Annotated in this window: 10 protein-coding genes and 1 pseudogene; 7 read left to right on the top strand and 4 right to left on the bottom strand. The window is 55.4% G+C overall.

All coding sequences use genetic code 11. The annotated features are described in order from the left end of the window. The first annotated feature begins 503 nt into the window (after window positions 1-503). Both GEV38_RS09710 and puuE read left to right on the top strand, forming a co-directional pair. Window positions 504-1376: a GNAT family N-acetyltransferase gene (locus GEV38_RS09710; RefSeq protein WP_054572234.1), complete on the top strand. Its 873-nt coding sequence runs from the start codon at window positions 504-506 to the stop codon at window positions 1374-1376. Beyond that, window positions 1376-2305, top strand: a complete 930-nt coding sequence (puuE, locus tag GEV38_RS09705) for an allantoinase PuuE (protein WP_054572233.1) — start codon at window positions 1376-1378, stop codon at window positions 2303-2305. The genes GEV38_RS09710 and puuE overlap by 1 nt, the downstream gene beginning before the upstream one ends. Here puuE and GEV38_RS09700 read toward each other — a convergent pair. Then, on the bottom strand, window positions 2302-3339 hold the full coding sequence (locus GEV38_RS09700) for a sterol desaturase family protein (protein WP_054572232.1): 1038 nt from the start codon (window positions 3337-3339) through the stop codon (window positions 2302-2304). The genes puuE and GEV38_RS09700 overlap by 4 nt on opposite strands. 405 nt (window positions 3340-3744) lie before the next feature. Here GEV38_RS09700 and GEV38_RS09695 point away from each other — a divergent pair, with 405 nt between their 5' ends. The 4 genes from GEV38_RS09695 (at window position 3745) to GEV38_RS09680 (ending at window position 8618) form a co-directional block, all read left to right on the top strand. After that, window positions 3745-4614: a GyrI-like domain-containing protein gene (locus tag GEV38_RS09695; protein WP_054572231.1), complete on the top strand. Its 870-nt coding sequence runs from the start codon at window positions 3745-3747 to the stop codon at window positions 4612-4614. Window positions 4615-5362: 748 nt separating this feature from the next. Next, the gene (locus GEV38_RS09690) at window positions 5363-6628 is read left to right on the top strand and encodes an AAA family ATPase (RefSeq protein ID WP_173895779.1); all 1266 of its coding nucleotides are present in this window, start codon (window positions 5363-5365) and stop codon (window positions 6626-6628) included. A 726-nt stretch (window positions 6629-7354) separates the two neighbouring features. Beyond that, window positions 7355-7561: a hypothetical protein gene (locus GEV38_RS09685; protein ID WP_054572229.1), complete on the top strand. Its 207-nt coding sequence runs from the start codon at window positions 7355-7357 to the stop codon at window positions 7559-7561. A 106-nt stretch (window positions 7562-7667) separates the two neighbouring features. After that, on the top strand, window positions 7668-8618 hold the full coding sequence (locus GEV38_RS09680) for a HEPN domain-containing protein (RefSeq protein ID WP_081013930.1): 951 nt from the start codon (window positions 7668-7670) through the stop codon (window positions 8616-8618). A 285-nt stretch (window positions 8619-8903) separates the two neighbouring features. Here GEV38_RS09680 and umuC read toward each other — a convergent pair. Continuing rightward, window positions 8904-10173: pseudogene (gene umuC, locus GEV38_RS09675) on the bottom strand (translesion error-prone DNA polymerase V subunit UmuC). Further along, window positions 10163-10591 carry a LexA family transcriptional regulator gene (locus GEV38_RS09670; protein WP_054572226.1) on the bottom strand — a complete coding sequence of 143 codons (429 nt, stop codon included), beginning with the start codon at window positions 10589-10591 and terminating at the stop codon, window positions 10163-10165. Before GEV38_RS09670 ends, umuC begins: the two are co-directional and overlap by 11 nt. 102 nt (window positions 10592-10693) lie before the next feature. On the opposite strand from GEV38_RS09670, the gene GEV38_RS09665 reads away from it, so the two are divergent. Next, a complete protein-coding gene (locus GEV38_RS09665) occupies window positions 10694-11458 on the top strand; it encodes an SOS response-associated peptidase family protein (RefSeq protein ID WP_081013928.1) in 765 nt (254 codons plus the stop codon). On the opposite strand, the gene GEV38_RS09660 is transcribed toward GEV38_RS09665, so the two are convergent. Continuing rightward, a complete protein-coding gene (locus GEV38_RS09660; RefSeq protein WP_054572225.1) occupies window positions 11383-12177 on the bottom strand; it encodes a DNA adenine methylase in 795 nt (264 codons plus the stop codon). The two genes, GEV38_RS09665 and GEV38_RS09660, sit on opposite strands and share 76 nt — an antisense overlap. Between the last annotated feature and the right edge of the window lie 133 nt (window positions 12178-12310).

The following is a 12310-nucleotide window of genomic DNA, read 5'->3' as shown; positions in this document are numbered from 1 at the left end:
ATCGGTGTTAGCAATGCATTCACCCCCCCGGTGGAAGCGAAAGCTGATGGTGGTGGCAGACAACGGAGATCACCGGACAGCATCCCATGTTAATCGGCGACAGGTTGTCGAAAGCGATAGGCACACCACAGGTTTCGGCAATGGTTGCAAGGAGTTGCACCAACTCGCCCTAGGGTAAGCTGCCAAGCGTTTGACCATGCTTTTTGAACCTCTAGAAGTGAGCGGCAGCAAGGGTTGCTTCGAAGCGGGCTTGTGGCTTGGTGGCTTAGAGGTTAGCGCGAAAATGTAAATCAGGCCTTTTTAAAGGTCAGAGTGTCCGCTTAGGGTCGAAAGCTGCCAGTCGCGAGTGACTGCTTTCGACCCAAGCAGACGCTAAGAGATAACTGGGGCCTGTTCTGCAGGCGTCGTAACGGCCTGGATCAATACTCGCGTTGAAGCTATACCCAAAGGGTTCCGAGGGGCGATGAACCATCCGCCCTGTTAGCGACTGGGAGAACTTCGCGGTGTCGAATCAGCTGGTCATACGCAACATGACCCGTCCCGAACTGGACGAGCTCGTCGATTGGGCTGCCCGTGAGGGTTGGAATCCCGGCGTTCACGATGCCGAGCTGTTCTGGGCCACGGACCCTGCCGCCTTCATTGCAGCGTCCTGGGGCGGTGAATTGATCGGTGGCGGTGCCATCACTTCCTACAACGGCGAATTCGGTTTCATGGGCTTTTTCATCGTCCGGCCTGAGTATCGCGGTCAAGGCCTGGGCAATACCCTCTGGCACGCACGCCGCGAGCGACTCCTCGCCCGCCTGCGCCCAGGCGCGAGCATTGGCATGGACGGCGTGTTCGCAATGCAGGACTACTACGCCAAGGGTGGGTTCGTCTTCTCCCATCGCAACATGCGTTTTCGTGCCAAGGCCACCGAACGCCCGGCGCCTTCGCAGGTAGACAACCAGGACATCGTTCCGTTGGCCACCTTCCCGTTCGATGAGGTGGTCGATTACGACCGCACCTGCTTCCCTGCCCCGCGCGCAGCCTTCCTGAGCGGGTGGATAGCCCAGGCCGATGCACTCGCCGTGGGTTGCCGCCGCGAGGGCAGGCTTAGCGGCTATGGCGTGGCAAGGCGCTGCCGGGAAGGCTACAAGATCGGCCCCTTGTTCGCCGATGACGCCCTGGCAGCCAATGCCCTCTACGCACGCCTGGCAGAATTTGCGCAAGGTTGCCCGCTGTTTCTGGATGCCCCCGAGAATAACCCCGCCGCGATGGCGCTTGTGCGCCAACAGGGCATGATCGAGGTTTTCGGCTGCGCACGCATGTATCTGGGCCCTCCTCCGGCGATCGCACACGAACGTGTGTTCGCCGTCACGACCTTCGAGCTGGGCTGATGTCCGCTCGCAACCTGATCGGTTATGGCGGCAACCCACCCCACCCGCGATGGCCCGGTGGGGCGCGCGTCGCGGTCCAGTTCGTACTCAACATCGAAGAGGGTGCGGAGTCATGCATGCTCAATGGCGACGCACAGTCGGAGGCCTGGCTTCATGAGCTACCCGGCCGCCCGCCGCGTGTGGGGGAACCGGACCTGAGCGTCGAAGGCATGTACGAATACGGATCGCGCGCAGGTGTGTGGCGCATTCTGGAGCTGTTCGGCGCCAGGGGCCTGCCGCTGACCGCCTTTGCCGTTGGCCGAGCACTGGAACTGACCCCGGCGATTGGCCATGCGCTTTGCGCTGCCGGGCATGAGATTGCCGGGCATGGCTACCGTTGGCTGGACTATCGCGACATGCCTGAAGACCAGGAGCGGCGCCATATCCGCCTCACCATCGACGTGATCGAGCAGATCTGCGGTAAACGCCCCGTAGGTTGGTATACAGGCAGGGTCAGCCAGAACACCCGCCGCCTGTTGCGTGAGGAAGGTGGGTTTCTCTATAGCTCGGATGCCTACAACGATGATCTGCCCTACTGGCTCCCAGGCTCGCCCGCCCACCTGGTGATTCCGTACACACTGGTCAACAACGACGCCCGCTATCTGCTGCCCAATGGCTTCGCCTGCGGTGAAGACTTCTTCCGGCTGCTGAAGGATGCTTTCGACCTGTTGTGGCAGGAGGGCGCGCACCACCCGAAGATGATGAGCGTGGGCCTGCATGGGCGGATCAGTGGCCATCCTGGTCGTGCGATGGCGCTGGCGCGCTTTCTCGATTACGTGCAGGGCCACAACGAGGTGTGGATCTGCCGGCGAGAAGAGATTGCCAGGCACTGGATAGCCCAGTACCCGCCTGAGCGGTCGCTGGTTCGCAACAAACGCGGGATCAGCTAACGGCCGGCCCTGCCAGACGCGCCGAGCACAGCCATGCGCTGGCATTTCATCAGGACCTTACGGCCGGTTTCGACAAAGGGCGTGACGATCAGGCTATAGACCGTCAGGTAACGCTGGTGGTCCTGCTCAACGGTGCCGAAGCGGATGTTTTCGGGCGTTGGTGTAGTGACATAGAGCGTGCCGAACATCCAGTCCCAGAGGGACAGGTTGGTGCCGAAGTTCCGGTTGAAATGGCGCGGGGCATCACTGTGATGGATCTGGTGCTGGGCCGGGCTGTTCAACACATGTTCCAGCTGCGGGCCGAACGACAGCCAGACATGGCTATGCCGCAGGTTGGCCGCCAGGCTGTTGAAGATGAACACAAGGTAGGTCACGCCGAACAGGGTGTAGCGGCTGACTTCACCGCCGCAAAGGTACCAGAAGCATCCGGCGTAGAAGCCGATGCCAATGCCGGTGCTCAGTTTCTCGACGATCTTTTCCACGAAATGCACCCGGCTCGCTGTCGCCGGCACCAGCACGGGCGCCGAATGATGGACCTTGTGAAAGGCCCAGAGCCAGCGGGAGTGAAAGGCCCGGTGCGCCCAGTAATGGATGAAGTCCTTGAGCAGGAACACCCCCAACCCATAGAGCAGGGACAGTGCAAGGTTCTCGCCCAGGCGCGGGCGCGCGCCCCAGAGGTTGCTGAAAAAGGCCAGGTAATCGCCGGAGCGCAGGATGTAGGGGTCGACCAGTTGGACGACGGGCAGCACCAGTGCAACCTTGAGGATGGCCCGCACGAAGTAGTAGCGGTAGTCCAGCAGCGCCGAGGGATGCAGATGTACCCGGGCGCCGCCGATGAATAGCCAGAACGACTGGGCGTCGCTCAGGCCGCGCCGCTTCCTGAAACGGAACAGACCGTAGGCTGCGCCATAGGAGATGCAAAGGAACAAGGCCCCGAAACGGCCGTTCATATTGAAAATGCCGAGAAACTGGTCGGTAACGGGCGTAATTACCCACTCGGTCAGGTGCTCAAAGACAAGCGACAGGGCATCCACGAAACGTCAGCCTCGGCAAAAGGGACGCAATTGTAAATCAGATTGATTTACTCCAGTGGTTTTATGCATGGCCTGGTGCTGCCTCACCAGCTCCCGCCTGCAGGCACTGCCGCAGTGAAAGTGGCGGCGAAGTGCGCTGGCGATGCTCGGAGTTCATTGATCAGCGTGAACGACCCGCTTCGCCCAGTCGACCGATCATGCCGGGCCGGTTACGCTGGCGCTTCCCCTTGCACGGAAGCGCCAGCGACCGCACTCACCCTGCTGCCCTCCCCTGCGAACACCGAAAGCACCGGTGCCATCCACGGCACGGTCAAGACAATCCACGATACAGCAATCCCGGCTAGGCGCCTGCATGACTGAACAACGGATGCTAGCGCTCACCGCACCTCCCGGAGATTCCGTTCGTTGACTGATTCACAGCACAAAGCGACTTACGCGAAACGGTTCGAAGCCGTGCTTGCCTACATCGACAGCCACCTCGAAGGTGACCTGTCGGTAAATGCCCTGAGCCGCGTCGCGCACTTCTCGGCATTTCATTTCCATCGGCAGTTCACGGCATACATGGGCGTTTCGGTTTCACGGTATGTGCAACTGATGAGGCTTCGACGCGCGGCGCACCAACTGGTTGCCTCGCCTGCCATCTCCGTGCTGGAAGCAGCTTTCGGCGCCGGCTTCGAAAGCCCCGAAGCCTTTTCCAGGGCCTTCAAGCGTGCTTTTGGCGTGGCACCGAGCGTATTCGCCAAGGCCCCGAACTGGCAGGCCTGGAGTGCGGTTTTCGTTGTTCCTCATCTTTCAAGGAGTATCACCATGCAGATCCGCATCGTGGATTTCGCCGAAACCCATGTGGCCGCGCTCGAACACCAAGGGGCGCCCGGCCTGGTCAGTGAAAGCGTTGCGCGTTTTCGCCAATGGCGCATTCAGAGCCGCCAGTCACCGGTGGCCAGCAGCCGAACCTTCGGCATCCCCTACGACAACCCCGACACCACCCCGGCGCCCGCCTTTCGCTTCGCCGTGTGTGGCGAGATATGCGAAGCCGTGCAGCCCAACGATTTCGGCGTGCACGAACGCATCATCCCGGCGGGCCGCTGCGCTGTGATCCGGCATACCGGCTCGCCTGACTACATTGGCGAAACCATCTATCCGCTTTATCGGGACTGGCTGCCTTCGAGCGACGAGGAACTGCGGGATCATCCGTTGTTCTTTCACTACTTGAGCGTGTATCCGGAAACGCCGCTGGAGCAATGGCAAACGGATATCTACGTGCCGCTCAAGTAAGTTGGCTGGTGGCTAATCTGGGGAGAAGGCTGCAGGGCCGCGCATAGATCGAGTCCAGACGGATGCCCGGCTCTCTTGGTAAACTAGCTGCCTGCCCTGGCTATCACCGAGCACTTGCCGTCGACTTTTGCCAGGGCGCGCAACCGGATTGCTACAAACACCTTCGAAACTGCTGAATTTGGTACAAGACACGTTGAACGATATGACCACAAACCCAGGCTCTAACCCAGCAAACACGCGCCCTGAGCCTTCCCGTCGCTTCAGCGTTGCACCGATGATGGATTGGGCAGGTGCTTCCTGAAACCCGCTACTCAATTGGCCTCTATCCCTCCTAGCTTGAGCCTGTACCATTTTTTTACCACTACCAATGCGCAAAAAGCTGATCGGCTTTCCTACTGCCAGTCAAAGTAGACCTTGCCCTTAATCGGTTCCCTCCGCCTGCGTCCACCTAGAGCTCAGCGGACAAACCAAAGCGCCGAATAACCCTTCGCTGTTTGAAAATGCTTCGCGTTGTCCTATAGCCCCCGTCAGCAACTCGCCCGCCTCCTACCTCTCTTTCATCAACTGCTCTGCCCTTGCCGTTCGTCATCCTAATTACCCGCACCAATAGGCCTCGCTACCGTGTTTTTGCGTATTGACTTGCAACGCAAATAATATCAATCTGCCCACACTCATTTGATGCAGATGGGTTCCGTTCGGCCCATTGCATTATACGTATCGCACTGGAGTCACAATAAGGGATTATCGAGTGGAAAAACTCAAAGTAAAAAACTTCGTAGTACTAAAGAACGCTGAAATAGAAATCAAAAAACTCAATGTCATCATAGGCCCTCAAGCCAACGGCAAGAGTCTATTAGCAAAACTTACAAACTTCTTTAAAACCATCCCAAATATATTTATCCAAAGCATTCGCACTTTCGATACAAAAAGAGAATTTGATAAAAAAATTCTTTCCAAATTCGAAGAGCGGTTTCCTAGGTACTCCTGGGAAGGCTCTAGTTTCAATATCCTATACGTCAATGGTGAAATCAGTATAGCCATTGACGGAAAGTCTAATAAAAAAAACAAGACAACCATCACCCTTAAATACTCTGAAAACCTAACCAAAACTTTCAATGCAAAAAAAGCCACATACAAACGTAAAACTGAAGAACACAAACTCAAGGCGCCCGAGGATGACTTCCTAGAAGACTGGAGCTTGGTGCGAAATCACATCACCGAGCCACTCAGATCAGAGTATTCATTCTTCAATGGCGAGCCAATTTTTATCCCTGCCAGCCGAAGTTTCTTTGCCAATCTTCAGAAAAATATTTTCACCTTCTTGGCGTCCAACCTTGAAATCGACCCTTACCTCAAAGACTTCGGCCGTATTTATGAGCAATCTAAGCGATTTTACGGAGAACCATATCTGATTGGCCGCGTCGACGAAGCCGTTGCAAATTACTCTGATATTTTTGAAACAGTCGTTAGCGGAAAGTACCAATACGAAGACGAACAAGATTGGATTGTGACAAAGGGAAGAAAGATAAACTTAGCCAATGCATCTTCAGGCCAGCAAGAGTCGCTACCAATGCTACTGGTATTAATGATCTGGCCTGTACTCAGAAGTAACTCAGTAGGTGACATGTACTTCATCGAAGAGCCAGAAGCACACCTCTTCCCAACGGCTCAAAACAAAGTTATTTCACTTCTCTCTAAAATCCAAGATCACGCAAACAATAGCTACTTCATAACATCGCATAGCCCATACATACTTTCAGCCATTAATAATTTAATTTTGGCCAACGATACAATTTCCAACGGAAATATGAGCCTAGAAGACTTCGTAGAGCTCAACGGACCAAGTAGTCCAATTAGCTTCGAGGATACTGCAGCTTATACGATCCTAGATGGCGTCTCAACTCCTATTGCTGACCCTGAGTATAGAATGATAGGCGCTGATTTACTCGACGACATCTCTGAGCACTTTGAGCACGTCATGAACAAAATGATTTCTAGTGGATCTGAACAATGAATTACGCGCTATGTACAACCACCGTTACAGACCCCAAAATTGTTGTCAGCGAAAATAAAAGCCGCATAGAAATCCTAAACATTAATCGTCTTGAGGTGAATAAGATACAAGTTGATGGCTGCCTAATCGCCAAAAACCAAGAAAAATGTGACTGGCTAATCACTTGCGAACAACCGACCCCGAAAGCTATATATATAGAATTAAAAGGATGCGACCTGGACAAAGCCATTTCCCAATTAAAATCCACTATAAGCGACACCAAAGCCCAGTACTCTCGGTACGCTCGAGAATGTTACGCCATCACTACGCGCGTGCCGAAACACGGAGCTACTACCCGCAAACGAAGCATTGATTTTTTTAACCACACCGGCGCTACGCTTTCAATAAAGAACTCTCCACATAGCATTTCCATTTAACCTGAGCGACAAAAGCAAACCTTACTTTAATTGTGTTGCTAAAGGGACAGAAAAAGGCGCGCAAGGCAGAAATCATGGCTTGTGCGCCTTTTCGCATTGCAGCATAAGAACGGAAATGTATGGGAGGCCCTGCCTGTACTGCATCTTCAGCGACCAGAGATAGGATCTTGAGCCCGCCTCAACCCTCTCAATTTGCTGCTATAGATCAGAAAACGGCTATTCTCGCGTCAGCGAATGGTCTGTCTAGGTCTAGTGCGTCCTAGAATTTTCCCTAATCTATCCTAAGAACTCTCAGACTAGGAGTATGGTCATGGATGAACAAGCCTCAATCACAGCTGACACGCTTGAGCTTATGCTTCTGAACCAGGTTGCCATCAGAGCGGCGCTGGAGGAACTCTCGCTATGGGTAAGTCATCGCGGCTCTGTCCACGTCCATGAAAACGTCATGGGCGTTCTAGCGACCCTTGATTCCCATGTTGAGGGGATCACATCCGGAATAGAACGCTTGCGGGAGTGAGCCTTCACGCAGCTTCGCTGGCAGCATCTTTCCAACCATTAAAAACTTCACCACTAATTGATTTCCTTGAAGCTTGCAGAACATATGATTCAGAGGTTATATCGGAATGCCAAAATTTTCATGGCCGAATTACCCTGCGAATACAGCTGAGTTCGATGCACTTATGATGGAGATAGATCGCGTACTCCACTCCGAAGGTGTAAAGCCACATCAGCGCCCCCTACACGTTGGTAAAAAATTCTGGGAGGCATTCGGTTGGGGTGGACGGGTTTTCCCACCCGACTCTTTGGCAGAACAAACCGGCTTCGCTGGTGATATCTTGATGGCCAAAGCCAATCGATGGTACGAAGACGTCCTAGGACAGCGGCTTAAAATACAGTTGTCTTTAGGTGACGTCCCCGCAAAAATCGGCAATGCCATATGGCGAGTCCGCTTATGTGAGTGGGCGGGCACTGTAAATTTCTTCGCACACCGAAATTTAGGAAACCGTGGCAATCAAAAAGGCACGAACAAAGACGGACCGAGCTTAAACATCTTAACCCTTGTGGATAATTTACCCCAAGGCATGGTTGACAGGCTAAGTGATGCAGAAATAATAAACCATCACCGATATCATATGTTCGCTTTACATGCTCTTCAATGGCGAAACAACCTCCCGACTACAAATTTATTCGAAGCTGGCAAGGACGACTACAGCTCCTCGACCGAAGACATTTTATCTGATCGCTACTCACAAAGCCGATGGGCGTCTCAGCAGTGCGTTGAAAAGACGTTAAAGGGCTTTTTAGAACTGGCAGAAGAAAAGTACCCGAAAGGCGCACAAGGTCACGACCTCGCAACCCTGAGCGAGTTAATACGAGTAAAGCTCAACATCTTTATTGATCCATATCTTATCCGTAGCGCCCACTGTGCCACAGGTGCGAGATACAGGGATGAGCCGTCGTCCTTAGAACAGGCCTTCACTGCCAATATAGCTGCCCTTGGGATTTATTCTACTCTCAAAGATTCCCCCAAAGCGGACGAAATATTAATGAGTCTCCGTTCAAGATCAAAGTAGTTATCAACCATATAGTTTACCAACGTCCGACGAGAGCTAGAATAGTAAATCTAGCTCCGTTGGACGCGTTCATGACTAGCACTTTCCAGCCAATTCGGCCTCGCCTTAATGCTGGGTCGCACTGCTGGAGTGATGATTAAGACATTCGAAGGGAAAACCGTCTAAATCATACTGGATATCTGAATGGTCGTTGATGCCACCATTACCCTGCCCCTGCAGCGGCGCATGAAATCAGCCAGCCACCTCCCCCACCAGAAACGGTACGATATCAGCTCTTAAGCGGGCTCAGCGCACCCGCCATAGCTGATCGATTCGCGTAGTATACGACCTACTCATCATCTCGCGGCGCATCACCCAATCGGGGGTGCGGGGGACGCTGGCCGAACGCATCGTCCCCCGGCCGTACTTGCCATTAATTTCGTCCAGCACCGACATCAGCCGGTCACAGGCCACCGGCTGAGTTACCGCGAACAAGTCATCCGTGAACTCGCCCGGCTGCCGCAGATCCATAAGCAGCACCTCGGCTTTGCTGTATCGGTACCCAGGGCGATAGACCTTGTCCACCGCCTCGGTAGCAGCCCTGGTGAGCAACAACGTATCGTTAGTGGGATACGGCAGCTCTACCAGGACGCCCTTAGCGTATTTGGCTTCGTCCGGGTTGAACATGCCTGTGCGGATGCTCACTCGCATACGCTTGCACACAGAACCCTGCCCTCGTAGCTTTTCGGCCGCCCGGCCGGCATAGCTGGCCACCGCCTGCTTGATCGGTGCCAATTCAGTCAGGCGCTTGCCGAACATCCGGCTGCAGCAAATCTCTTGCTTGGGCGGGGCAGCCTCCTCGAGCTCTAGGCACGGTGTGCCGGCGAGCTCCCTGGCTGTCTTCTCAACGACCACGCTGAACTTCTGGCGCAGCGTCCACGGGTCCGTCTTGGCCAAGTCCATTGCCGTGCGTATTCCCATCGACTCAAGGTGCGCTGTCATCCGCCGGCCGATCCCCCAAACTTCCTTGACCTCGGTGTTGCGCAATACCCAGTCCCGCTTGAACGGGTCGCAGATATCGACTACGCCCCCGGTCTGCGCCTGCAGGCGCTTCGCGGTATGGTTGGCCAGTTTTGCCAGCGTCTTGGTACGGGCAATTCCTACCCCTACCGGGATACCGGTGCACTTAAGCACCTTGGCACGCACCTGGCGGCCGAACTCGGTAAGGTTGCCCTGAACCCCAGTCAGATCGGCAAAGCACTATCAACGAATACACCTCTGCGGCTGGAACCATCGACTCAATCAGCGACATGACGCGCTCGCTCATGTCGCCGTAAAGCGCATAATTTGATGAAAAGGTCACAATGCCGTGCCGCTGCAGCTTGTCCTTGCACTGGAAGTAAGGCTCGCCCATTTTGACGAATGGCTTCGCGTCGTACGACCTGGCGATCACGCAGCCGTCGTTGTTGCTCAGCACCACGATGGGGGTCTTGGCCAGATCCGGCCGGAACACGCGCTCACAGCTCGCATAGAACGAGTTGCAGTCAATCAGCGCGAACACTTGGTCACTGCGCATGGTCACGCACGCTGTAGCGGACCACACCCCAGATCACCAGGTCATCACCTTCCATCACATACCTCGGTGGATAGGCTGGGTTTTCAGACTGCAGGATCACCACACCGTTACGCCGGTATAGCCGCTTACAGACCGGCTCTGTGTTGATGGCCGCTATCACGATGTCACCGTGCTCGGCATCACGACTACGATCTACGATCAGCAAATCCCCGGAGTAAATGCCGGCGCCCTGCATGCTGTCGCCCTCAACCTGCACCAGGTACATATGCGGCGCCCGAAGATCGAAGAGCTCGTCCAGGGAAATGTGCCGCTCGAGGTGATCCGCCGCCGGCGACGGGAAGCCTGCAGGCACGCGGAACGAATACACCGGCAACTGCGTGGGGCCACCGATTGGCGTTCCCCAAAATGTGATGGACATGATGGACGGACTCGGAAAACTGTATAAACATACAGTTAACTGATAGATCGCGCTCCGGTCAATGTCTGAGCGAGAGGATCCCGATAAACGTTAGAGGTAGGTATGTGCGGAAGGTACTCGATCTACGAGGCAATGGATGTTTACCTCAGGCAGCTGGCACTCGACCTGGTGGTGATCAATGGCTATGACCATGAGCGGATCAACCGCTATAACGTCGCGCCATCAACACGGGTCGAGCTGATCCGGCAGAGCGCTGCAGGGCTGCGGGTGGATCGAGTCAAATGGGGATGGGCGCCCTTCTGGGCGAAGGGGAAGCGTCCCGACCCGATTAATGCGCGGGCCGAGACGGTGATGACGGGGAAATTCTTCAAGGCGCTATGGCCAGTAGGCCGGGCTCTCGCACCGGCTGACGGCTGGTTCGAGTGGATACCCGACCCAGTCGATCCGAAGCGGAAACAGCCCTATTACATAACGGCCGCAGACGATGAGCCGATGTTCTTCGCAGCACTGGCTGAAGTGCATGAAGGGATCGAGCCCGACGACCGCGACGGGTTTGTGATTATCACCGCCGCAGCCGACCAAGGCATGGTCAATATCCATGACCGCAAGCCACTTGTCCTAAGACCCGAGCTGGCCAGGGAATGGATAGATCCAATTACAACAGCAGCGCGTGCCGAAGAGATCGCACAGCTGGGGTGCCGCCCAGCTGGCGACTTCAAGTGGCATCCAGTGAGCAAGCCGGTTGGCAACGTGCGCAATCAGGGAGCAGAGCTCATCGAGCCTGTGCAGTATCAGAACAGTTGCCCTAGCGGGGCTGGGTCCCAATTCATGATAACCAGTTCCCCCGTCACATCGGCCTTGCCCTGACGCTGGTTCGTGTTGCTGTAGCGGATATCCAGACACTCGAAGTGGAAGCCGTGAAAAGCACGCCGGATGTCTGGATGGTCGTTGATGCTGACCATCACCCTGCCCTTGCAGCGGCGCATGAATTCCGCCATGCGCTCGTATTCCTCGAAGGGAAAATCCACGCCGTAGCCGGCGGTCTGCCAATAAGGCGGATCCATGTAGAAGAACGTGTGTGCTCGATCGTAGCGCTCGGCGCAGGTGAGCCAGGACAGGTTCTCGACGTAGGTGCCGGCGAGTCGCTGCCACGCGGCGGATAGGTTCTCCTCGATACGCAACAGATTGATGGCCGGCCCGGTGGTTGCGGTACCGAACGTCTGCCCGGTGACTTTGCCACCGAAAGCGTGCTGCTGGAGATAGAAGAACCGGGCAGCACGCTGGATGTCGGTCAGGGTCTCGGGGCGCGTCATCTTTTGCCACTCGAAGACCTGACGGGAACTAAGCGCCCATTTGAACTGGCGCACGAACTCCTCCAGGTGGTTCTGCACAACACGGTAAAGGGTGACCAGGTCACCATTGAGATCGTTCAGCACCTCCACCGGGGCGGGCTGGGGACGCATGAAGTACAACGCGGCTCCGCCGGCGAAGACTTCGACATAGCATTCATGAGGGGGGAATAGAGGGATCAAGCGGTCGGCCAGGCGGCGTTTGCCACCCATCCAAGGAATGATTGGAGAGGTCATAGATATGCAAGTCTTTACTGTATGAATAAACAGGTGTTAGGCTCGCCGCGCTTTGTGCACAAGGCAGAGGCCACGGCTGGACTTGCAGGAATGGTCTGCGAGTTCGGCGGGCCGGGCTGGATGTTGGCGCATC

The sequence above is a fragment of the Pseudomonas sp. 13159349 genome (assembly GCF_013305685.1).
Taxonomy (GTDB): domain Bacteria; phylum Pseudomonadota; class Gammaproteobacteria; order Pseudomonadales; family Pseudomonadaceae; genus Aquipseudomonas; species Aquipseudomonas asiatica.
The sequence above is the reverse complement of the archived record's forward strand: the minus strand, read 5'-3'. Positions and strand labels throughout refer to the sequence as shown.